This window comes from Veillonella sp. AF36-20BH, assembly GCF_003602765.1.
Lineage (GTDB): Bacteria > Bacillota > Negativicutes > Veillonellales > Veillonellaceae > Veillonella > Veillonella hominis.
On sequence record NZ_QTLR01000003.1, the window covers coordinates 287,792 to 313,419 of the forward strand.

The following is a 25,628-nucleotide window of genomic DNA, read 5'->3' on the forward strand; positions in this document are numbered from 1 at the left end:
TCTGGGGCTACTTTGTACTACAGAGAGCACGTATATGTCACGTAATATGTCTTGTATATTATATGTTGGTTATTGGAAGAGGTTGTTAGAATTAAGGTGTAACATAACAGTTTAAGACATCATACGTTCCATCATATATTCAATCTCATCAGCACTTAAATTGTACATAGCTTGTACCATTCGTTCTGCTGCTTCGCCAGAAGCACCGCTCTTAGCAATTTCAGCTTTAGCCTTAGCAATGAGCGCATCTTTACGTTGTGCTTCGGAATCTTCGTCAGTTGGTACAGAAATATTGGCTTTACCTTGACCAATGCCACGTACCTCTTGGTTAGGATTTTCTTTAGAAGTTGTTTTTGTATCTTGTGCTGCTACTGCTTCTATAGCGAAGGAATTCTTACCAGTCATGATATATTCAACAGCTTCTAATGTACTTTGCGTAAGATTTACAGTCCAGAATTCGCCTGCATCAGTCAATTTATAAAGCAAACCATTATAGGCAACAAGACCTCGTTTTTCCCATAATTTATAGAGCCAGTTCAATTCATCTAATCTGGAATCCATTTTTACTAAGCTCATAATATTGAGGAATCCTTGTTCTAATTGACTTACTACTCGGTTGACGATAGGTTGTAAATCACTTTGTTTCATAAGGGCCATAAATGGTTTTTCACCGCGGGTAACCATATCTTCGTATGGTTTTAATGCACGATGTAACATCATGCCATAACCGTCGACGTTACCACCTGCACCACTACCAAATGGGAACATTGGGACGCCCGATTTAGCTAAAGTGTTATATAGGCTACGCTCACGATTATTAGCACTCCAATGTGCAGCACTCAATCGGCGATAAGATCGCGCATCTAGGTATTGTCGACCGAATTCGAACATATCTCCTTGCATTGCTGTTGTGGCTGCAGCTGGAACTTTACCGTTTGTAATGTCTTTATTGAGATCACTACCATCAAATACATTTAATTGATATAGGTCTGCACCATCAACGCCAGAGCTTACTAAATCAGCTAAATCTTGTTCCCACACCTCCATAGTTTGACCAGGCAAGCCATAGATTAAGTCAATAACGACAGAGCATTGACCATAAGCTTTCAAAGCAGCTAGTCGTTCTAATACGGTTTCTTTCGTATCTAAACGGCCTACCATTTGACGTACTTCTGTATTGAAAGATTGCACGCCGATGGACATACGGTTGACGCCGTTTGCCATCCAAACTTCAAGATTTTCAGGGATCAAATCGTGAATACGACCTTCTAAGGTAAGCTCGTAATCATTTGCCAATGGCAAGTACGCTTTAATCGCTTTAAGCAATCTTTCAGAATTTGTAGGTGATAGAGATGTTGGTGTGCCACCGCCGATAAATACGGCATGGATCAAACCATCTTTTAATCTCGAACGCTCACTAGCGAGCTTTAATTCACTGATAAGACCATCAATATATTGGTCTTCAACACTTTGACTCGTACCGTTTTGGAAGAAACCACAATATGTGCATTTTGTCTTACAAAACGGAATATGAATGTAAGCGCATTGCATTTCGCCCTTTTTAGGAGTGCCATTCATTAACGAATCCCAAACGGCTTGTGTTTCTTTTGGAGAAACGAGCGTACCATTGAGACCTGCATGTACAACACGTTTATGAGGAAATGCACCACTCATCGGATTATCGCATTCTAAACCTAGTTGTAGGTTTCGCTGCTTCTCCGGAATGGATTCAAAGAAACTTGCTAAACTCATACTCCAATCCCCTTTCAGAAATTAGGCTTGCAACTTTGCAAGTACAGATTTTGTAAATTCTTTTGCATTTGCAAAGTCTTGTTCATCTGGATGAGTTTCCGCCGCTTTATGTAATGCATCGCGTTCTGGGCTTTGCCCATGTGCTGATCCAGGGGGGAACATTTTATACATCATTTCGATTACTTTAGGATCGATTTTACCTTGGCATACGAAGCCGTCTACAAGAGCTTCTTTGTTAGGCAATAATTCAGATGCTTTTTCGATACTTTCACGAGCATGATCAGAATCAGCATACATACCTAATGTGGCAAAGAATACCACATTAGGATTCTTTAAAGTTTCAATCAATTTTGCCGCTTCTTTATTCGCTGTACCTCGATCCACCCAGAAACCTACGAATACTGTATCATAATCAGCTAAATTTTCAGGTGCATCTTTTACAGGAACGCAAGGTGTACCTTCAGGCATAACGGAAGCCATTGCTTCCGCTACACTTTTAGTATTTCCCGTAAGGGAAGAATATAAAATAATAGATTTCATATTTATCTCCTTTATTACTTAGATATATTTATTCTTCTTCATCTTCGCCATCGGCCTGTACTACAAAGTGTACAGGAACTTCTACCGGTTGTATATCCCCTGTTTCATTTGGATACGGAGTCGCTCGTCGCACTGCATCAAGAGCCGCTTCTACAAATATCTCATCGCCACCACTAGTTGGATATACGTCTATTAAATTACCATTAGTATCTAATTTAGCCATTACATTAATTGTAACATCTACGTTCATTTTACGCTTAATAGCCGCATAAGGAATTTGTTTTTGGCTATCTACAGCTGCATAAAAGCCCTCTACATTGAACGCTGCTTTACCTGTACCATGACCATCACCTTCACCGGTACCATCACCTGTACCAGTACCATGGCCTCTACCATCACCAACGCCAGTACCTTCACCGGTACCATGACCGCCACCAGATCCGCCACCTGATCCAGGGCCTGTGCCACCAACAGCGGAATTATCACCGGATGTATTGCCTTTATTTTCACTTGCTTTAGCTGCCACATCTACTGCATCAGGAATATCTGTTGCTGTAGATGGTTCAACATTTGCTACAACAGCCTTTGTTCTTGCCGCTACTTCATCTGCTGACAATGGTTTTGGGAACAGATCTGCTCTGTTACCTCCGCCACCACCAGCATGTCCACTGCCACCATCATCGAGCACACTTTGTGTGAGGTCGATTTCATAGGTATCCATTTCTTGAATGGCTGGAACCACTACAAAAAAGATTACAGCAATAAAGAGAGCAATAAGATGAACTACGGCGGATATAATGGCTGCTTTTTTCCATGATATGCCTAGTCCCATAGTTATCCTTTCTGTTCAGCTGCAATAGCTAAGCGTTTAACGCCAGATTGTTTTAACATGTCCATAATCGCTACTACTTGACCATGAGCCGCTCGTTTATCGGCTTGTAAGATAACACTAGCATTAGGGTTTTCTTGGATACGTTGTTTTACCATTGCCTCAGCATCGTCAATGCTCATTGGCTTGTTATCAATCGTAATATGACCCTCCGCATCTAATGTTAAAACCACTGGTAATTGAGCTGGTGCAGAAGCACTAGTAGCCTGTGGTAATTGTACAGACAAGGCTTTTTGAGCCACTGTTTGCAAGCTGTTCATCATGAAGAATACCAACAAGAAGAAAATGATATCAATCATTGGAATGATCATGAATTCCGGCTTAGTTTTCATACGAAAGCTTTGCAAGTTCATAACTATTTCCACCCTTCTCGTTTAGCTGTAACTATATTTACACACATATTTTCAATTTGATTAATAATGGAGTCCAAACGATGACTAAAAATTGTGTAAACGATAAATGCCATTATGGCCACACATAAGCCAGATGCTGTCGCGATAAGCGCCTCACCTACACCACCAGTAATGGCAGATGCACCCGCACCGGAGTCAAGGATACTGAAAGAACCAATCATACCTGTTACTGTACCAAGCAAGCCCAATAATGGAGAAATTGTAACTGTTGCACTTAAGTAGTCCATATATTTTCGGAAACCAACTGCATCAACCCCCATTTGATCAGCAAAAGCGGTCTTCATTGCTTCTTCGCTAGAATCATTTTTTAAACCTGCTTCTGCAATACGACTTGCAATAGAAGGGTTCTCTTTAATTACTTTATCGATTTCATCCCAACGTTGTAGTTTTGCGAATTCATTTACTGCATGAGTTACAACAAATGTTTTGCCTGCATACTTACGATAGAAGAAAGCACGTTCTGCAGCTATAGCGATAACCATGAAAGACAAGAGTAACAATGGATACATTACATACCCGCCACTATGAAATAAGTGAATGACATAATTTAAATTTTCCATATTTGTAACCTTTCTGTCTGTTTACAGACTGAACATTAGAACCTGTAGGTCCCTTGAATTCTTGTATAATCGCCTAACTTAAAGCTTTCACTACCATATAAAGTGTCTCGTTTATTAGTGCCCTTCGCATCGAAAGTATAGAATGCTTCAAGGAGCAAGTCCTTGCGCGGTACATAGCCGGCACCAAATGTAAAGCTGCGAACACCATCTAAATAACGATCAGGTACTGCACCCGTACCATTACCACCGAAGAAGGAGCCATGTTCAAAGTATTTGTAATCGATGAACGCATTCCAAGATTTCGGAACATCTAAATCAGCACGCCCAATATCTAGACGAGCCATCCAGAAGTGTGGTGTGCCGCCCATTTGGTGACCTTTTAGAGTAAAGTCTGCTGTACCACGTTCATGTTGATATACGGTATTACCATTGAGGTAACGTCCTAAGTTAGAACGATTTTGACCGTAATCAACTGTAACAGCTGCATTAGCACCAAGTTGATATTTAGCACCAATACCAAACACATGAGCTACATTGGAGAAGCTATGTTCATCATTACCGTTACCGTTTGCATTTAAATATGTATGTGTTTTACCGCCAAAGGAGCGTAAATACCAAGCTTGCAAACCTAAACGAGAGCCAATTTGTTTCTTGTATTGAATAAAGGCTGCCTTATCGATGGCTGGTACAGTATCTTTTTCAAGAACTACACCTTCTGTTCTAATCAAATTACCAATGATCTTACCAATTGCTTCACGTGGCAATTTATTTTCAGATTCCGCATCATGTACAACTTTTTCAAGATTATACATATAGTTATACATAGCATTTGGCATGCCCCAACCATAGTAAGAACCACCTTCGCCATAATCACCAGAGGACATGGTGAAGTTCTTTTTGTAAATGGCATCTTTAGCATCATAATCACTAAATACGTATTTACCACTATCGTATTTGTAAGTCTTTGCACCTAAGGAACCAGTGAATTCATAATCACTTGATGGTTGACCAGAGTAATCATAAGATTTCTTAAATGTACCATCAGCTTGTTTTACCCAAACTTCATCAAGCTCACCATTGTTATAATTACTCCAATTATCTTTTGCATTATATTTAGCAATTTCTGAAATGGATTGATTAATCTCATTACTATGTTTATCAACATAACCCTTTGGATTCAACAAAGCTTCTTTATTATCAGTAGGTACGATAAGGCCTTTAGCCTTATCTTTTAGATATTCAGGGTATAACGGAGAGTTCACATTATACATAAGATCACCAGTCTTATAGAGTTTTTCCCCTGTTTTCTTATTAGTAATTTCATACATTGTATATCCACCAGATGGAATATCGAGGGAGAATTTCTTCTCAGCCATCTCTGTAGGATACGCTTTTGTAAGAATATCTTGTAAACGACTCATAACTTGAGCTTGTTTTTGTTGTATTTCTGCTAACTTAGCATTAGCCTTTTCAACTTCTTGATCGCGGTTTGGATTACTCCAATTTAGGTTTAATGTAGCCTTATAAGCTTCGTATTCAGCTTGCAAGTCTTTGAGCTGTTGATAGAAATAGAGGCTATCTGTCTTACCTTTGTAAGTGGAGTTATAAATACCAGTTGGACTATCTGGAGCTGCCGGATCTGTTGAGGTCTTCTTCTCACCATCAGAACCGGTTTTAGTAGCACTCTCAATATCGTATGGATAATCATCGCGATTGATACCAATCAATTCAGCTGCTGTTGGTGGTCTAAAGATAACTTTGTGCACTGCATGAGTATATGCAGAATCAGTGATACCTGTACTATGTTTGAAAGTACCAACACCAATACGAACTTGAGAGTCATGGCCATTCCAAACAGCACGAACGCCATCATAAGATTGACCAAACCAGTAACCACTAGCACCCATAGGCTCGGTTAAGCGGCCCACTGATACATCCCATTTTTTAACTCGTCTTGTAAGATCAACAGTATCGAGTCGTTGATGATTGAGACCTTTGGAATCAGATTTTGTCCAGCTTGTATCTACTCCACTCATACCACTCATGCTGCCAATAACCTTGAGGTTTGTGAACTCATTGAGTCGAGCATCAAAGCCAAGACGTAAGCGTTGTTCAAAACTATGACGATTAGCATCGTACATATTAGCTTTTGCAGAACCGATAGCAGAATTCGATCTAAATGGAGATTGCGGTCTATTAGAACCATCATGTGCCATCCAACGCGCTCTATAGTCGCCAACCATTGTAATACCACGTTCTTTAGTAGTATCAAAATCAGAACGAATAAAGTCAGTTAAACGAACTACATCAGCTACGTTTTGTACACCAGATTCAGAATTTACCACTTCACCATTAGCTACATTAACCCCTGTAGCATTAACTTTTGAACCATCCTTAGTTTTGCCGATGGCTGTAGTTTTACTACTATCGCCACCACCAAATTTAAGGTTAACACCCATGCGGTATACGCGTTCTTGTGTAGCACGATCATCATCGCGATGGTTAAAGATATTGTTGATACCGAAATACATCATGGCATTTTTATTGAAACGTTTTTGAATCATTACATTCCAAATGCCAAATGTTTTCTTTTCATACATTTGTTTCTTATAAACGCCTGCATCACCAGATAAGATATCTGGCCAGTAGTTACCACCGTTATTAAGAGTATTACTATCAAGCATATTGATATAGTAATCACCCCAGATGGAGCCATTCCAACCGGATTTAGGGTTATCATAAGTAATGCCAATATCAACTTTGTGCATTGGTTTATCCAATAATTGACGTGGCATGGATGGATCGCTTTTGTTGATGGCGTGTAAATATGTATAACCTAATTTACCAGACCAATATTTGCCGAATTTTTGTTGTACTTCCGCTTGCAACCCTGTAATTTCAGCTTTACCAATATTTTTAAAGCTGTAAATCATATCCGGTGCACGTTGGTATTTCGCATCACCTTTAAGATATGGTGCGAAGTCCATAAAATCACCAGTGAAGTATACAGACATATAGTTCTTAATACGGTTATGGAATACACCTACGCGTGCATATGTATTTTTATTTTCACCTTCCAAACTCATGTCGAAATTGACCGATTTTTCTGGTTTCAAATTAGGATTGCCAGCCCAATACCAACCGAGTTTTGCTACCCCAATCCCTACAGGGTTAGAAGCATACATTTCCCAGTTATACCACAATTCGCCCATACCAGGTTCTGTATAACCAGTACCTAAATTGGCTTTAAATCTGCGATGTGTATTACCGTTAACGTTATATGTCATACCCAAGGATGCAGATACGTTAGAACCAAACAAGCTACTATTATCAAAACGCACAATTGGAGACAATGTTAAATTCTTATTAACTTGCCATGTATCAGAAATATAAGCGTTTATTTTACGAATCGTACCACTACCAGTAGTCAAGCGTTGGTCGCGATTACGGTACTCTTCCAAGAAAGCCTTACCATTTAGCTTAGGCGCTTTCTTACGCATTTCTGGATCGTTAGACTCACCATATTTAAAATAGTCACCTACGATGTTTGCACGATGTGCCGCCATTTCAGGATTTTCCGATTTCAACCGATTTTCCAAAGCATAATATCGCTTCTTAAATTCATCCGTTACGGGTTGATTATTCGGCGATGTGCTTGACCATTCACTAAGTCTGCTTTCCGATAAACCATAATTCACATAATCATCGTACGTAATGCCCGGCTTTTGTGCCTTTGTTTCAGCCCCATAGTATTCATAATCCATATCCCATTGCGGCATGCCGCCACCGGAATTAATGAATTTATAGTCATGGATGTGAGAGTAAACTTTAATACTATTATCGCCTTTACGTCGCACGAGACGATCAAGGCGGTCTACTAACAAGCTTTTATCGTAATCCCATGGATCAATGTACATCGTACTTGTATTAGGAGAACTCTTTAAGCGACTACCAGAACCTTCTTCACGAGCATAGCTAACACCATAGCTTAGCAAATGATTTTTATTGACTTGCGTATTAGCATTTACTCGAATATCTAATTGACGATGATCGATGTTATCGATATAACGCAACTCATTAGAGCCTTCATAAGCGGAACGACCTGTATAGTTAATGAGCGCTACGTCATTTTCTTTAATACGAGAGTAATTAGTTTCTACAGTCCAGTCACTCTTTCCAGCTCTAGAGGACCATTGCAGGTTAGCTGTATTACGATCTGCCGTACGTTTGAAGTGTTGCTGTGGCTCTAAGTCGGAGTCGGAGTGCTTAACATCGCGCACAAGGTCTTCCGTGTAACGATTAAGTCGCAATTCTACCTTATTTTTATCATTTGCCTCGTAGGTCGCTACAAGGCCGATATCTGCCGCATCACCATAGTAACGAAGTACATTGGGCTTGAAGTTATGTTTTGCATAATCAAAGGCCATCCCAGAGGCACGACGTTTAACAGATGCTAGAACAGGCATAAGATCTCGTTTACTACCTGATAAACCAACCTTTAACTTGCCCATTTGACCAGAATCGGCACGAATGAAGAAGTTTTGGAACGGAAACACATCGCCATCGCTCTTGCGACGCAGGCCTTCAGCATTAAATTGTACGGATGGTTTCTTTTGTGCTTTTTTAGTGATGATATTAACTACACCACCTACTGCATCAGATCCGTATTTAGCACTAGCCGCACCTTGAATAACTTCAATTCTCTCTACGTTCTCTGTACCCAAACGTTGTACTTCATCGGCCGCACCAGAGTACTTATCAAAATCACCTAGCACTGGTTGACCATCTACGAGGATAAGAGTGTGACGCGCTTCTGCACCGCGAATGGACACGCCCACACGCCCCATAGCATCAACTGTTCTAGATACGCCTGTTTGCGTAAAAATAATATCTTCAACGGACTTCGCCTGTTTCTTTTCAATCTCTTTCTTGGTAATGATTTGCACTTGCTGTGAGTTCAATTTTGCTTCTTCTTCTGCCCATGTGCCTTTCACATTAACAACATCTGTAGTGACAGTCGCATTATCTGCCCAAACCACTAGAGGTGCGCTAAGCCACAAGGCAACTGCACTAGACAGGATTATGGTACGCTTTGTATGTCCCCACCGGTTCATTATGCCCTCCTAAACTTATAACTAAACATATGTCTTGTATCTCCCACACAAAAATTAAAAAGATACACTTCACCAACATTAATGACATTGAATATCATTCACATTTTAATGTTAGCAAAGTGTATCTTGCATATCTACTCCGAATAGACCAAAAATATACGTTTCGGACAAATCGGATATAAATTTTTAGAATTTATACGTCATTTGGAAACGAGTATAATTCCCAAGTTTAAAGTTTTCAGATCCATATAAGGTATCTCGTTTATTAATCCCTTTTGCATCAAATGTATAGAATGCTTGTAAAAGAAGATCTTTAGTTGGCACATAGCCACCACCAAAGGTAAAGCTCTTAATACCATCTAAGTAACGGTCAGGAACAGCCTCTGTACCATTGCCACCAAAGAAGGAACCATGGGCAAAGTATTTATAGTCTACATAGGCATTCCAAGAACCAGGTTTATTCATATCGGCACGACCAACATCAAAGCGCAATGCCCAGAAATGAGGTACACCACCTACGTCACGGCCCTTGATATCGAATTGAGAGGATCCAGCCTTATGGTCATAATGAGTATTGCCATTCATGAAGCGACCAAAGTCACTACGGTTTTGTCCATAGTCGAAGGAAACACTTACATTATGATTTAATTGATACTTAGCTCCAACGCCGAAAACATTAGCCATATTGTTGAATTCATGCGCTTCTGTAGCATTACCATTCGCCGTATAGAAGCGATAGTCACTACCGCCAAAGGAGCGTAAGTACCACGCAGCTAAACCAAGACGAGGCGTTACCATATGTTTAACTTGAACATAGGTAGCCTTTTCAATTGGTGGAATTGTATCCCGCTCCAATACGACACCTATTGAAGGAATAACAGCACCTGTATATTTGCCTAGCGCCTCTCTCGGCAAACGACTGTTTCCGTCCGCTTTTTCAAGCATTCGGGCCAAGCTATTAAAGTACGAAGCTATCATAGAAGGATAATAGGCACTTCCTTTTACGTTAATAAGACCAGACGTGCCGGAGTCGTTAATATCAACGACATTCGCCTTATAAATAGACTTGTCCAGCCCGTCAAAGGCATTATCTTCAAATTTCATCGTATACGGATTATTGCCGAAGCTATAGGTTGCTATATCTTTCGCCTTGGCACGATACGCCTCCACGATAGCCGCCTTATTCTGATTGTACCAATTTGAAATAAACGTTTTTCCGCCATTGGAAAGAACAGTGGTATCACTCAACTTCATTTCAAACAATGGGTTTTTCTTATCAAGCCCAATCGTTCCCGGTGCTATTTTCTGAGTGAAAGTACGTTCGTCTTCATACCATTGTTCATCATCTTCATCATAGTATCGCGATTTATAAGAATACGTTACTGACACATCAGGCATCTTAATCGATACAGTCTGTTTAGCCGCATCCGCACCATAAGCTTTCACCGCGATTTCCTGCATCCGGCGCAACACATCAAACTGCGCAGCTCGCAACGGTTCCCGTTCTTTCGCCACACGAGCTTCCACATCCGGTAAAGATGCTTCCAACTTTGCCAACTCCGCTTTTAATGGAGCCAGTTGATCCGCGGACATGCCGTCAATAAATTCTTTAGACCAGATATCGGAAGTCATATCGTCGATTTTCTTCTTTAATGTACCTACCTCCGCATCTAAGGTGCCTTCCTTATCGCGCAAGGCTTTTAATTGCTGGTAGAAATTAATAGTATTCCCTGCGTTTGGTACGATGAGTTCCTTATTGGCACCGTCCGAATCCATAGTAACACCTAAGAATTCCTCCACCGTTGGAACCCGTTTAAAATGTGTATAAATAGCATGAGTATAAGCACTGTCGCTAATTCCCGTACTATGTTTAAAGGTCCCTACACCGATACGGACTTGAGTATTCTTATTCGTCCAAACACTACGAAGGCCGTCATATTCTTTATTAAACCAATAACCTGTAACCCCCATAGATTCAGTAATACGACCAACACTATGATCCCATTTAGAACCGTGATGTGTTACATCTAGTTCTTCGAGACGTTGATGATCGAAACCTTTAGAGCCTTCTGTTTCATGACTACTATCTACACCAGCTTGGCCAGAAGCACTACCCACAACACGTACATTCGTATTATCGTTAATACGAGCATCGACACCGACACGTATACGTTGATTCAAGCCATGTTCCTTGCGGTCCGCCAGATTCTTTGCGGCCTCGTCGGATACGTAACTTGTAGTCGTCACCCGCGTAGCAGGACGATCGGATCCAAGATGACTGTCATTACGTACACGATAATCACCTACAAGTTCCATACCTCGTTTTCTGTCTGTATCGAAAGGACGCGTAATAAAATCCTGCAGCATAACCGGAGGTAACGATTCAAACTGCTCCTTCGTAAGTTTCGTTTTACTTTCACCTGAACCGAAACCGAATTTCATATTTAATCCGATACGATATACTCGAGCCGATAAAGCCCGATCATCATCACGATGATTAAAGAGATTATCAATACCGAAATAGATTCGCGAATCCTTATCAATCTTCTTTTGAATCATCAAATTCCATATGCCGTAAGTTTTATGTTCATACATATCGGCGGTTTTTCTATTATTCAAATTATATCTGATAACGGAACGATCGGAATTATTAGGATCAATATAAGATACCATATAATTACCGCCACCAGACAAGGAGTTACTATCCAGCATATGAATATAATAATCGCCCCACAGACTACCGCTCCATCCGCTAGCCTTATCCTCAAAATCCACACCGATATCCACTTTATGACGAGGTTTATCCAGTAATTCACGAGGCATATCTTTATCGCTCTTATTAAGCGCTCGTAAATACGTATATCCCAAACGTGCCTTCCAGTGCTTATTCAAAGTTTGTTTAACTTCAAATTGAAGTCCCGTAATTTGGGCCTTGCCAATATTACGGAAACTGTAAATCATATCTGGTGCATGAGCAAATTTCGCCGCTCCATATGTGGTAGATTCATCATACTGAGGATAAAAATCCATCAAATATCCCGTATTGTAAATCGACATATAATTCCGAATATTATTATGGAATACGGTTACTTTACCATAGGTATTTTTATTTTCCCCTTCCAAAGAGAGGTCGAAATTCATGGATTTCTCTGGTTTAAGGTTCGGATTTCCGACCCAATACCAACCTAATCGGGCTTCACCGCCACCGATTGTGGCATTTGTAATATTCGGACCATACATTTCCCAGTTATAATACAGCTCGCCCATACCAGGTTCCGTATAACTGGTACCCACATTAGCCTTTAATCTGCGGTGTACATTTCCATGTACATTATGAGTCATGCCGAAATTAAACGACCAATTAGAGCCAAATAAATCACTATGATCCAGTCTTATAATTGGTGATAAAGTAGTATTTTTATTAACCTGCCACGTATCCTGAATAAAGAAATTCTGTTTCTTGATCTCCGCACGTCCTGCGGTCTGTTGATTAACGCGTTTTAAATACTCTTCTTTAAAATAAGCTCCGTTTAATTTCAACTTCGTAGAATCAAAATCCGGTACGGCGCCATAGTAAAAGCTCGGTAAATATGCATCATAAAGTGCTGGATAATACTTACCGTTTTCATCTTTTCGGCCCTCCTTATTAAAATGATAGTCTTCAATAAATTCTTTATTCTCCGCTAATAAACGTTTAGCAAACTGCTGATATCGCGCATAAGCTTCAGGATTCCGTTTTTTCAGCGTACGCTCCGTCACGGGGCCGTCCACAAGTCCCATTGCGGCCGCTGAATCAATTCCCGCCTGCGGATCCAAATATTGAAGATATTCTTCGTAAGTAAATTCCGGCAATGTATTTGGCTTGCTTTTATCTCCGTTATACCATTCTTTCTCCTTATTCCACTGCTCTACACCGGCCTCGTTTTTTCTGAAAGAATGGTCATAAATTGTGGATGAAGGAACACCGTTTTTTACCGCCAGACTTTTATCGTAATCCCAGGGATCGATATGCCGTTTATAGGTATGAGGCGCATTTTTAAGTCTGCTACCTTCGCCTGTCTCCCGTATAAACCCAATACCATAAGACAAGAGATGTTTCTTATTGACTTGCGTATCTGCCCCGAGTGTTACGCTCCATTGACGATGATCTACATTATCCACATAGTTTAATGTATTTTTCCCTTCATAGGTACTGTTCCCGTAGTCACTGGTTAATGTTACATCATCTTCTTTGGTTCGAGTATAATTCAGCTCCGCTTTCCACGAACTCTTATTGTCCTGACCAGTATACGTCAAATTAAGATTGTTCCTATCTAAATCCCGTTTGTAATGAACCTGAGGTTCCAAATAAGAAGTACTGCGCTTTACATATCGTTCCAAGTCTTCATTATACCTATCGATACGGACTCCCAAAGACTGTTTATCATTAATATCATACGTAGCGGCCAAACCTATATTGGAATTTGTACCGTAATATCGTAGGGAATTCTTTAAAAACCCGTGATCTTCATCATTGGTCATAGCGCTGATACGACGCCGCTCGCTAGCATAAATAGGCATAATATCACGTTTACTACCGTGAATATTAACTTTTAACTTACCTAATGAGCCAGAATCAGCGCGCATAAAGAAATTGGAAAACGGTACGATATCACCGTCGCCTTTAGTTCTACGACCTTCTGCATTAAACTGAAGGCCAGCGATCTTACGCGGTTTATTGGTAATAACATTGATAACACCACCGATGGCGTCGGATCCGTATTTAGCGCTAGCTGCACCTTGAATAATTTCTATACGTTCCACATTTTCTGTACCGAGACGCTGTAATTCATCACCGGCGCCTTGATATTTAGCAAGATCGCCCATCACAGGCTGTCCATCCACAAGAATCAAGGTATGACGCGGATCCGCACCACGGATAGATACACCGACGCGCCCCATCGAATCAACGGTTCTGGATACACCAGTTTCGGAAAATACAATATCTTCTACGGATTTTGCCTGCTTTTTGACAATATCCTTCTTCGTAATAATCGTCGTCTGTTGAGACTCTTGTTTTGCCTGCTCTTCAGCCCATGTACCGCGAACATGAACCACATCGGTTGTTACAGTCGCATTATCCGCCATAACTACCGGCATTTGCAACCAGCACGCTACTGCGCAGGATAATATAACATATCTCCTTGCCCGCACCCAACTCCTATTCATTAAATTTCCTCCAGACATATATTTAACCATGCATATAAAAATACACTTTACCACCACAACCAAATGACATTGAAAATCATTTACAGATTTAATGGTAGCAAAGTGTATTATACATATCTACTCCGAATAGACCAAAAACATACGTTTCGGACAATATTTAATTTTCATAGACTATCAAACCTAGCCTAAAGCACAAAATTTCTATCTAGAATAATATAAGATCCAAATTATTTAAACCTTACGATAAGCACTTGGCGTTACACCAGTAGCCTCTTTGAATGCACTAGTAAACTTACTACCATTCTCATACCCTACCGCATTAGCGATTTCTAAAATAGACTGATCTGAGTCTTGAAGCAATCGCTTTGCCGCATTAATACGACATTCTTTTAGATACTGATGTATGGTTGTACCAAATACACCTTTAAAGCAACGTTTCAGGGTAGATGTAGGAATATCAAACTGTTCAGACAAGGAGTCAATAGTAATACGCTTCATAAACTGTGTCGATACATATTCACTTACAGCTTTTACAATATCTACCTGTTGCTTTCTATAGGTACTTCTCTTTTCAGGATTAGCTGTAGAGATAACAGATAATAATAAAAAAATTTCAATTACTTTTAATTTAAAATAGTGCTCCTTTATTTGATCTGGCACATTATATAAACTGGAAAAAATGTGACGAACTGTTTCCGTTTCTTCCATCATCATACCAAAATCAGAATGCTCACAAAACCGATTGGCCAGCTCAGTCAAATCAATTCGAGAATCACTAACAAGTGCATCTAATACGGGTTGTGCCTTTTCAACATCTACTAATAATACAATTCCTTTAAATAGTTTTGTAGGAAAGTAATTTTCATGTTGGTAAGCGGAGCGTGTATGCCACCCTAACGACATATCCCCTGGACCCATATATAAATACTCACCAGATGTGAACTTGCACTCAATGCGCCCTTCTTCACAGTGATTTATAGCAAACGTCTTGGTATGTGATTTAGCATAAAATTGAATCGTCTCTTGCTTCACATCTAAGAACATCAAATCGATACCGTCAAATATCGTATGTCTTGACATAGATGTTCCAGCATGTGAAACCGCATGATTATGTGGATTCATACTATCACCATATACACAAATACTATAAACATAAATTAATAATATTATATTATAGTATACTTATTGATAGTCATTGTCAACTTCTAATTAGTAATAATTCATTTTAGATTTAAAAACACAAGCTAGTTCGTTTTAGTAATATAAAACAATTAAGATCTTCGTTGAGAGTTATTCTAGTGTACTATAAAATAAGCCTCATGAATTAAACTACAACAATTTAATTCATGAGGCTATATTCAAAACTAAGGATATAAGTTCCTATTTTTTTGTTTTAATAATAAAAGCTAATGCTATGACATGCGCTACCCATATAATGCCCATAACCATTAGAGCAATAGGCATATCTTGACTAAAATAGGCACCAACCGCCATTATGGCACTAACGGATACGAGAATGGACAACTTTGCCCGCAAGGTCAACGCTTTATCGCGTTCATAAGCAGCAACAGTCTTTTGATATAAACTAGATTCCAAAAACATTTTATGGAATCGTTCAGACCCTCGAGCTAAACAAAATAAAGTTAGCATATAAAAAGGAACTGTTGGCAATAGTGGTAATACGATACCTGCTGTACCAAGTCCAAAACTTATTGCTCCAATAGTCAGGAATACATATCGTACTACAACATTACTGTGTTGCTCAGTTTTTTTCATTAATCCTCTTCTACATAATTAATAACTTTACCTTTTGTTTTAATAAAGTTAGGAATAATAAGTACTAAAGCGGCAATAGCTACAATGCCATAAATACCAGCCATACCTACCCATTCATAAGCATTACCTAATACGAGACCCATCACTGCAAAGTCCGCATCACCAAAGGTTGTATTTTGGAAGCCTAATTGACCAAGAACTGGCAACGCCAAAGCTGGCAAGAATGTAATAGCCAAACCATTTAGGAAAGCACCTACCGCTGCGCCACGACGACCACCAGTAGCATTGCCATAAATACCTGCTGTAGCACCACAGAAGAAGTGTGGCACAAGACCAGGAATGATTAATACGCCACCTACAGCCCCAAGGATAAGCATACCGATGATACCACCGATGAAGGAACTAAGGAAGCCTAATACAACCGCAGTTGGAGCATAGGTGAAGAATACGGCACAGTCTACAGCTGGAATTGCATTAGGAATAATTTTTGTAGCAATCCCTTGGAATGCAGGAATCAAATCACCTAAGATCATACGCACACCTGAGTATACGATTGTTACACCAACAGCAAAATTCATAGCACTCATAACAGCGTATAAATATGGGCTCATATCACCTGATAAAGTAGCGACAAATTCGGAACCTGCTGCAAATGCCGCAATTAGGTAAAATACGATCATAGTTAATGCTGTAGATAATGTTGAGTCTCGTAAGAACCCCCATTTTTCTGGTATTTCAATATCTTCTGTGCTATCTTCAGCTTTCCCAACATATTTAGCAACCCAAGCCGATAAATAGTAGCCTAAACTACCGAAATGACCAATGGCAATTTCATCACCATCTGTCACTTTGGATGTATAACTTTGACCAATAGCTGGAGAAATGGCAGACCAAGCCCCCATTAAGAAACCACCTACAAGAATTAGTTCCATGCCAGATAATCCTGCAGTACCAAGCACGGCAGACATAAGACATGCCATAAATAAGCTGTGATGACCAGTTAAGAACACATATTTGAACTTGGTGAAACGAGCAATACATAAGTTCATCAATAAGCCTACTACGAGAATAGACATCGTTTCAACGCCAAGTACCTTTTGTGCAACAGCTACGATAGCTTCATTATTTGGCACTACACCAGTAATATGGAATCCATGTTCAATCATTTTCCCCAATGGGTCAAGATTGCTAACGATAACACCCGCACCTGCAGCTAACATTAAATACCCAAGAATAGGTTTTAATGTGCCCGTCATTATTTTATGAAACGGACGTTTCAAGGCGATCAAGCCTATACATGACATAATACCAATCAAAAGTGCCGGTTGAGACAGCACATCACGCAAGAACTCTAATACCATTTCCATGGCACTACCTCCTATATATAATTGTTACATATTATTGAGCGGCTTGTTTTAATGCTTCAAGAACATCTTCTGTAATCTTCTTTTTATTAATATAGCTACGAACAATAGCAACATTTTTATCGTCAAATTGTTCAGCCAATTCTTTTACAGTTACGATAAGGTCAGCCTTACGACCTTGAGCCGCGTTAAAATCGATAGATTCAACTTGTGCATCGATACCATTTTCAGCACAAATTTCTTCAATTTTCATTTTTAACATCAAGCTAGAACCAATACCATTACCACATACAGTTAATACAGAAATCATACTTGCCTCCTTCTAAATGTTTATTGCTCGTCTAAATGCTCTGCCAAGAATGCTTGTACGTCGTCAATACTTTCAAAGTCAACGGCCGCATCTAAGAACTCTTCATCCTCAAATAAAGTAGCAATATCTGTTAACAATTGAATATGCTCATCTTTATTGGGAGCACATAAGAATAATGCGACAGATACTGGGTCATTATCAGGGCTGCCAAAATTCAATGGTTTTTCCAATGTCACTAAAGCTGTCCCTACACGCTTAGCACCATGTTCTGGGCGCGCATGTGGCATAGCAAGACCGGGAGCCAATACGATATATGGACCCATTTCACGAACTACTTCAACCATAGCCTCTGTATAAGATGGATCCGTAAAGCCCGCATCAACCATCAGTTGACCACCATGACGAATTACATCTTCCCACGTTTCGGCGGGATAATGAAAGGATACATTATCCTCAGATAATAAATCTTGTATCAAACTAACACCTCCTAAACATTCTATTGTACATATAATTCTATTATAGCCATTCTAATAAATTTTTCATATATCAAAATAACAATGAACTTATAAAAATGAATAAAGCTAACATAAGATTTTGCTATTTATAATTTAATGAATCCTCATACTTATAATACCTATACAGGTATTAATATTGTATATATATTGAAAATTCTCTATACTTAGATAAGACTTAGACTACCTAAATAAAAATAGAATAAGGAGATTTTATGCAGACTTCGGTAAAAGTATTTATACTCTGTCTAATCCTCTGTATTTCATTGGTAACAGCGTTACAGTTTGGATCTAAATTTGTACCACTAGACCAAATTATTTCAGCACTTATGTCTATGATTGATGTAAATGCTACAGCATCTATGACTGATACGATTATTACAGATATCCGCTTACCACGACTTATTTACTCTGTTCTAACAGGTATAGGCCTATCACTTGTGGGTCTATTAATGCAAACGGTCACGCGCAATGCCCTCGCAGATCCCTATGTATTAGGTGTTTCTTCTGGTGCAAGCACAGGTGCGGTTTTCGCTATTATCATGGGTGGGCTTCCATTCTTAGGTCATTACAATACGCCTATTTTTGCGGCCCTAGGCGCAGCACTTTCAATTATATTAGTACTACTATGTGTTGGTAAAAGTAACAGTCCAGTAAAGCTTATCCTCATAGGCATGGGCATGACCGGTGTATTTTCAGCCTTAACGATGATGATCATTTACGGAGCCAAACACGAAGCACAAGTACGAAGTGCCATGTTCTGGCTACTTGGCAGCTTTGCAGGCATACAATGGGGCGATTTACCATTAACAGCAATTATTGTAACCTTGTTTATGCTATATATCTATATGTTCAATCAAGACCTTGATGTGTTGCTACTCGGTAATCATGAAGCAGCACAAATGGGGCTTTCCGTTAAGCAGTTACAATTAAGCATCGTTATCATATCCTCTATTGTGATTGCCACACTAGTATCAAAGGTTGGTGTAGTTGGCTTTATCGGCCTTATCATCCCTCACCTTGCTCGGATTGTAGGCGGACCTAAGCATAAATACACATTACTATTCAGTGCACTCATCGGTAGCATCGTTATGATTTGGTCAGACGTATTATCGAGAGCACTCTACAGTCCAGAAGAAATCCCTATTGGTGTGCTTACATCTTTATTGGGGGCGCCTCTCTTCATTTGGATTATCATGAATCGTTATAAACACAATGGTTAGTGTATATCATATCTATAGGAGATACTATGTATCAAATTAATCAGCTGTCTTTTTCTTATGAAACAAAAGAAGTGTTAAAGAATATTTCTGTAACATTTCCTACCAATAAAATAACAGCCATAATTGGACCGAATGGATGTGGTAAGTCTACCCTACTTAGCCATCTATATCGACTTCATCCAACAAAAAACAAAATCACATTAAACGGAAAACCTTTAGAGTCTTATAAAGGTCGCGAATTTGCTCAATTGGTAGCAGTCTTAACACAATCTAGAGACGCTATGATTGATGATTTTCTCGTAAAAGATATCGTTCTCATGGGACGGTATCCGTACAAACAACACTTTGGCACCTATAGTTCTGAGGATGTTAAAATTGCAGAGCATTATATGAATGAAGTAGGAATCACCCATTTAGCAAATGAAGAAATTCATCATTTATCAGGTGGTGAGAAGCAACGCGTATTTATTGCTAAAGCCTTAACCCAGAAACCTCAAATACTTCTTTTAGATGAACCTACTAATCATTTAGATATGAAGTATAAAGTGGCACTAATGAAACAATTACGGGCTTTTAAAGGCACTACGATCGTAGTCCTTCACGACTTAAATCTAGCGGCTCAATATTGCGATCATATTGTCATCATGAACAGCGGAACTATCCTAAAAGAAGGTTCCCCTACCGAGGTGCTCACACCTGAAATTCTTGAACCAATTTTTGAAGTTCCTTTTAAAACCTCTTGGGATGAAGGGCGCTATCATTTATATTATTAATTAGTAAAGAAAGGACTTACTATGTTTCAGAATTTAAGAAAGTCAAAAAAATTATTATTAATCGCTATGACATGTGCTACATTTGCTATTGCTGGTTGTGGTTCTGATACTACAAAAACTACAGCGGATAATGGAACCTCTGTAACATGGAGTGAAACATTTGACGGTACAAAAACAGACTTTGCCGTAAAATCCGCCCCTACTCATGCAGTGTCCATGTCTCAAGCAACAACGGAAATGATGTTACAATTAGGCCTTGAAGACAAAATGGCTGGGACCGCTTTCAAAGAAGAAGAAATCTACCCACCTTTACAAGCGGCTTACGACAAAGTAAAAGTATTATCTGATAAATGGCCTTCCTATGAAGTATTCATGTCCGTAAAGCCTGACTTCGCTACGGGATGGCCTGATTCTTTCAGCAAACGAGCTATACCTGCAGATAAAATGATTTCCCAAAAGGTTAATATTTGGATCCCTGAATCCATGTTATCTACTAAAGCTGACCTAGAAACCAACTTCAGCGACATGATTAAATTGGGTGAGATTTTCGGCGTAAAACCTAAGGCAGAAGAATGGGTTGCAGGTCAACGTAAAACATTGGCAGCTATCCAGGATAAACTAAAAGACTTACCTCGTAAACGCGTTTTCATTTATGACTCTGAAGACGGTCAACCATTCACAGCATTCGAAGGTTATACTACTAACATCTTAAAACTTATCGGTGCTGATAATGTAATGAGCGGCTTAGGCGTTGATAAAACATGGGCTAAAGGTTCTTGGGAAACAGTAATTGCGCAAAACCCTGACTATATTATTATCGCTGACTATGGCAATTCTATTCGCAACGATGATGATTTCCAACAAAAAATTGAAAAGATCAAGGCTAACCCTCAACTTCAAGATATCACAGCCGTTAAAGAAGGTCACTTCATTCGTGTAAAACTTTCTGAAATCACTCCTGGGGTACGTACCGTTGATGCTCTAAAACGTTTAGCTGAAGAAATTCACGGCATCAAAGTAGACTAATTTAATATAACAAAATATAGAGTAATATATAATATGTATTGTATATTATATATAACGAAGAAGGTCCCAATTCAAATGAATTGGGACCTTCTTCGTACTGCTTGTATTGCACACAGCATATTGTTTTAGAGAGTAAAGATGTGTTGTAGTTGAAAGATTTAGAAATAATGAATTATTGTAAAATAGATTTAAAATGTATTAAATTGTATATGCTGTGACAATGCCTGATTATTTATACTTCTCGGCTATATTGTTGCCTATATCGTTTATCATTATTTGCCTTAATAGCCATGATCAATGGCTTTAGCGAAAGAAACTCTTCATCACTAAGTCGAAAGGTTCTACCAATACGTTTAATAGGATTACGTGGGCGCCCGGCACCGCGTCTAGATCCACCCCATGCCATATACATACCTCACTTTTCACTTGAAAAACTCCTTCTACCGATAGTATAACCTCCAATACATAAGTATGCAATAGCCATTCACTTTAAACAACCTCTTAATAGCCTATAAACAAGTAATAAACTTCATTTATTAGTAAAATGCATAATCAATAAAACACATATTTATAAGTATTTTCCCCTATTCAACTTGAATTGTAACATTAATGTTGCCAAATATAGATAAATCTCTTTTATAGAATATAGTATTTACAAATCAGTTTATTTCTATATTTTTAGATTATTTAGAAACTATCACGTACATATATAATAAATAGAATTTTAAAATAGAAAAGCAAATTATTTATAAATATGACAATATAGGAAGAATATTTTGACAAACAAAAAAGACTGCGTTTGCAGTCTTTTTTACTGTAATAAAAAGTATATGAATTAGCCAAATAGTAAGTGACCTACTTCATAAGCAATAGCGGCAACGATGCCAGATAATGGAATCGTTACAAACCAAGCCATAACCATAGATCTTGCTACGCCCCAGTTAACGGCTTTAATACGTTTAGAAGAGCCTACACCTAGTAAAGAACCACTTACTACGTGTGTAGTACTTACAGGCAAATGTAAGAATGTAGCTGTAAAAATAGTAATCGCCGAGTTTAAATCAGCAGCGAACCCATTAATAGTTTCTAGTTTGAAAATCTTGGTACCCATTGTAGAGATAATTTTCCAACCGCCTACAGCAGTACCCATAGCCATTGCAGTAGCACAACAAAGCTTTACCCAAATCGGTACATCTAATGTATCGATGAAACCACCGCTAAGTAAGGTTAATGTGATTATCCCCATCGCTTTTTGTGCATCATTAGAGCCATGAGAAAATGCCATCATAATTGCTGATACAATTTGCATGGATCTAAATCGATCATTTAAAACAATTGGAGAAAATCTACCGAAAATAAGCAACAATACTTTCATCACAATATAGCCACCAATCATGGCTACAATCGGAGATAAAATAAGAGACAAAAAGATTTTTAAAATCCCCGCCTCATTCAACGCATCAAATCCTACAGACCAGCCCACAGCACCGATGATACCACCAATCAAAGCATGGGATGAGGAACTTGGGATTCCCCAATACCAAGTTAAAAGATTCCATGTAATGGCACCGATAAGGGCTGCAGAAATAATACCACTATCGATAAGAGATGGCGACATTACTATATCACCACCAATAGTCTTTGCAACACCTGTACTAACCATTGCACCCAAAAAATTGAGAGCAGCGGTCATCATAATCGCTTTTTTAGGCTCAATAGCTCGTGTAGAAACGGATGTGGCAATGGCATTCGCCGTATCATGAAAGCCATTGATATAGTCAAAGGCTAATGCTAAAAATACAACTAGCCATACTAAATAATGAGCATCAAGCATACTTCAATACTACCCGGCGGAATGTACCAACCAAATCTTCGCAGCCATCGATTACATCTTCCATAGCACTAAGGATTTCCTTCCATTTGATAATTTCAATTGGATCTGTACACTCTGTAAAGAGCTTAGCCATTTCTTCATGATAAATATTATCCGCTTCAGACTCAAGTTTCAATACTTGGTGAACACGCCCCTCTACCTTCACATGATCCTTTTTAAGACTACCCATATAACCAATGGATTTGTTGATATGCTTAACGCATTTAACAACAATTTCACTCATGCGAATAGCACCATCACTTGGTTTGCCAACGTGATACATAACCATTTTATCCATGATTTCTTTGATATTATCCAATGTAGTATCCAGTTGGTCAATCAAAAGCTGAATATCCTCACGATCCATTGGAGTGATAAATGTTTTACGTAAACGCTCTACAGTTTCATTTACTAATTCATCGGCAGCTTTTTCCTTTGTATCAATTTCAAGAAATGCCTCTTCCTTAGAGATATCCCCCTTAAACACGCGTTCCATCATTTCCGCACTTTCATAGGTTAGTGCAGCATGCTTTTCCAAAATACTGAAAAATTTTTCTTCTTTTCCTTTTAATTTAAAAGCCATGAAGATCCTCCCGAACCAGTATTGATTGCTTCTATAATAACAATTTAATTATAGCATACTACAGGTAATTCCTAAACCAATTTACCAATCTCTATATTTTAACCCCTATGCGTATATGGCATATATAGAATCTACCTCTGTGAAAGCTTTTATTGACCATATTTCCACTATATAAAATAGATAAAAAAGCAGATAGCTGACTAACATATCAACTATCTGCTATATATTTCTTAGCTATTAGCTTCCGCTGCCGCTTTAGCCGCCTCTGCCGCCTTTTTCAAATTAGGCACGGATGTAGGGCATGTAGCAGGCGTACAAGCACCATTAGGGCCTAAATCTTCAGAACGGTTCACAAAGGTAGTATGTAACATGTGATGTGCTTTGTGACTCATAGGTTTGCCATCAAAGAACTCAGCATACAATTTTTGGATATCCGGATTATCACAAGCAGCTTTTACAGTTACTTCTGCATCGCGAGTATACAAGGATGCAATACGAGCTTCACGAGCTTTGTCAGCCATCGGCAATTTAACGCGTGGTTGTCCACCACCACCGATACAGCCACCACGACAAGCCATTACTTCGATAAAGTCATAATGGATATTTTCTGCACGCATGTGTTCGATGAACTTACGCAAGTTACCTGTACCATGAACTGCCGCTACGTGTAATGTTTTATCCCCAATCACTACGTCTGCTTCGCGAGCACCATCCATGCCACGAATAGCTTCAAATGGGATCAATGTTTGAGGTGCATCTTCACCTGTCGCCATCTTGTAAGCCGCACGCATAGCCGCTTCCATAACACCACCAGTGTTACCGAAAATAATACCACCACCAGAAGCTTCACCCATCAATGGGTCAAAAGCAGAATCTTCAAGATCATCAAAGTTGATTTCTTCTGCGCGCAACCATTTTGCAAGTTCCCGTGTAGTAATACAGTAGTCTGTATCGCGCATTTCTGGTGTATCCCAGTATTCCGCAGAGGAATTCATTTCATCGCGACGAATTTCAAACTTCTTAGCTGTACATGGTGTTACTGCAACAGCAACAATTTGTTTTGCATCAAGGCCCATTTTTTCAGCAAAATATGTTTTTTGTGTAGGCGCTTGCATAGCAATTGGGCTCTTAGCCGTAGATAGGTTTGGCAAGAATTCTGGATAGAATGTTTCCGCAAACTTAACCCAAGCAGGACAACAAGATGTGAATTGAGGCAATACTGCATCACTATTAATAACGCGTTCTAATAACTCAGATGCTTCTTCCATGATAGTCATGTCCGCACCAAAGTTTGTATCGAGAATATAGTCGCCACCCAATTTACGAAGAGCAGCCACCATTTTACCTTCTACAAATGTACCAGCCTCAAGTCCAAATTCCTCGCCTAAACCAACACGTACGGCAGGCGCAGTTTGGAAAATGACGATTTTATTAGGGTCAGCAATAGCTGCTTTTACTTCATCAATTTCAGAGCGCTCATTAATGGAATCAAATGGGCAAATAGACGCACATTGACCACAATGAATACAAATTGGATGATCCCCATTTGTTGTTAAATCATAATAATCAAATACACCCATGTCTACAGCACAAGCTTTACGACATAAGGAGCAGTTTTTACATTTAGTTAAATCTTGTACTAATGCAATATTTCCGTCTTCAATTGGCACGCGACGGTCTAAAAATTGGTACTTACTCATGAGTTCCTCCTA

19 protein-coding genes are annotated in these 25,628 nt (G+C 39.1%); 3 read left to right on the top strand and 16 right to left on the bottom strand.

The window, feature by feature from the left end:
• Positions 1–111: 111 nt before the first annotated feature.
• The 12 genes from hutW to DW000_RS05680 all read right to left on the bottom strand — a co-directional run bounded on the left by hutW (position 112) and on the right by DW000_RS05680 (position 18,402).
• Positions 112–1,752 (bottom strand): heme anaerobic degradation radical SAM methyltransferase ChuW/HutW, encoded by a 1,641-nt coding sequence (hutW, locus tag DW000_RS05625; RefSeq protein WP_120055516.1) that lies wholly within the window; start codon positions 1,750–1,752, stop codon positions 112–114.
• Positions 1,753–1,773: 21 nt separating this feature from the next.
• Positions 1,774–2,292 carry a flavodoxin family protein gene (locus DW000_RS05630; protein WP_008601576.1) on the bottom strand — a complete coding sequence of 173 codons (519 nt, stop codon included), beginning with the start codon at positions 2,290–2,292 and terminating at the stop codon, positions 1,774–1,776.
• A 28-nt stretch (positions 2,293–2,320) separates the two neighbouring features.
• Positions 2,321–3,124 (bottom strand): energy transducer TonB, encoded by an 804-nt coding sequence (locus DW000_RS05635; protein WP_004696671.1) that lies wholly within the window; start codon positions 3,122–3,124, stop codon positions 2,321–2,323.
• 2 nt (positions 3,125–3,126) lie between these two features.
• Positions 3,127–3,534, bottom strand: coding sequence for a biopolymer transporter ExbD (locus tag DW000_RS05640; protein WP_004698605.1), 408 nt, complete (start codon positions 3,532–3,534; stop codon positions 3,127–3,129).
• Between the two features lie 2 nt (positions 3,535–3,536).
• Positions 3,537–4,154, bottom strand: a complete 618-nt coding sequence (locus DW000_RS05645) for a MotA/TolQ/ExbB proton channel family protein (RefSeq protein WP_004696674.1) — start codon at positions 4,152–4,154, stop codon at positions 3,537–3,539.
• Positions 4,155–4,189: 35 nt separating this feature from the next.
• Complete coding sequence (locus tag DW000_RS05650; protein WP_120055518.1) at positions 4,190–9,268, bottom strand: TonB-dependent receptor; 5,079 nt, start codon at positions 9,266–9,268, stop codon at positions 4,190–4,192.
• 186 nt (positions 9,269–9,454) lie between these two features.
• Positions 9,455–14,476, bottom strand: a complete 5,022-nt coding sequence (locus DW000_RS05655; protein ID WP_165851001.1) for a TonB-dependent receptor — start codon at positions 14,474–14,476, stop codon at positions 9,455–9,457.
• Positions 14,477–14,707: 231 nt separating this feature from the next.
• The gene (locus tag DW000_RS05660) at positions 14,708–15,598 is read right to left on the bottom strand and encodes an AraC family transcriptional regulator (RefSeq protein ID WP_004698620.1); all 891 of its coding nucleotides are present in this window, start codon (positions 15,596–15,598) and stop codon (positions 14,708–14,710) included.
• A gap of 258 nt (positions 15,599–15,856) precedes the next feature.
• A complete protein-coding gene (locus DW000_RS05665) occupies positions 15,857–16,252 on the bottom strand; it encodes a YbaN family protein (protein ID WP_004698716.1) in 396 nt (131 codons plus the stop codon).
• Entirely contained in the window at positions 16,252–17,619 is a 1,368-nt protein-coding gene (locus DW000_RS05670; RefSeq protein WP_004698733.1) for a PTS ascorbate transporter subunit IIC, read from the bottom strand. The genes DW000_RS05665 and DW000_RS05670 overlap by 1 nt, the downstream gene beginning before the upstream one ends.
• A 31-nt stretch (positions 17,620–17,650) precedes the next feature.
• Positions 17,651–17,926, bottom strand: a complete 276-nt coding sequence (locus DW000_RS05675) for a PTS sugar transporter subunit IIB (RefSeq protein WP_004696686.1) — start codon at positions 17,924–17,926, stop codon at positions 17,651–17,653.
• Positions 17,927–17,946: 20 nt separating this feature from the next.
• On the bottom strand, positions 17,947–18,402 hold the full coding sequence (locus DW000_RS05680; RefSeq protein WP_004696688.1) for a PTS sugar transporter subunit IIA: 456 nt from the start codon (positions 18,400–18,402) through the stop codon (positions 17,947–17,949).
• Positions 18,403–18,653: 251 nt separating this feature from the next.
• Here DW000_RS05680 and DW000_RS05685 point away from each other — a divergent pair, with 251 nt between their 5' ends.
• The 3 genes from DW000_RS05685 to DW000_RS05695 are packed head-to-tail and all read left to right on the top strand — an operon-like array spanning position 18,654 to position 21,460.
• Entirely contained in the window at positions 18,654–19,661 is a 1,008-nt protein-coding gene (locus DW000_RS05685; protein WP_120055522.1) for an iron ABC transporter permease, read from the top strand.
• Positions 19,662–19,687: 26 nt separating this feature from the next.
• Positions 19,688–20,434: an ABC transporter ATP-binding protein gene (locus DW000_RS05690; RefSeq protein ID WP_004698626.1), complete on the top strand. Its 747-nt coding sequence runs from the start codon at positions 19,688–19,690 to the stop codon at positions 20,432–20,434.
• 21 nt (positions 20,435–20,455) lie between these two features.
• A complete protein-coding gene (locus DW000_RS05695; RefSeq protein ID WP_120055524.1) occupies positions 20,456–21,460 on the top strand; it encodes an ABC transporter substrate-binding protein in 1,005 nt (334 codons plus the stop codon).
• Between the two features lie 232 nt (positions 21,461–21,692).
• Here the strand turns inward: DW000_RS05695 and DW000_RS09820 are convergent, their stop codons facing one another.
• The 4 genes from DW000_RS09820 to DW000_RS05710 all read right to left on the bottom strand — a co-directional run bounded on the left by DW000_RS09820 (position 21,693) and on the right by DW000_RS05710 (position 25,616).
• Positions 21,693–21,866 (bottom strand): hypothetical protein, encoded by a 174-nt coding sequence (locus DW000_RS09820; protein WP_004697552.1) that lies wholly within the window; start codon positions 21,864–21,866, stop codon positions 21,693–21,695.
• A 429-nt stretch (positions 21,867–22,295) separates the two neighbouring features.
• Entirely contained in the window at positions 22,296–23,294 is a 999-nt protein-coding gene (locus DW000_RS05700) for an inorganic phosphate transporter (RefSeq protein WP_004696698.1), read from the bottom strand.
• A complete protein-coding gene (locus DW000_RS05705) occupies positions 23,287–23,916 on the bottom strand; it encodes a DUF47 family protein (RefSeq protein ID WP_004697557.1) in 630 nt (209 codons plus the stop codon). The genes DW000_RS05700 and DW000_RS05705 overlap by 8 nt, the downstream gene beginning before the upstream one ends.
• A gap of 230 nt (positions 23,917–24,146) precedes the next feature.
• Positions 24,147–25,616, bottom strand: coding sequence for a [FeFe] hydrogenase, group A (locus tag DW000_RS05710; protein ID WP_008714435.1), 1,470 nt, complete (start codon positions 25,614–25,616; stop codon positions 24,147–24,149).
• Positions 25,617–25,628: the final 12 nt, after the last annotated feature.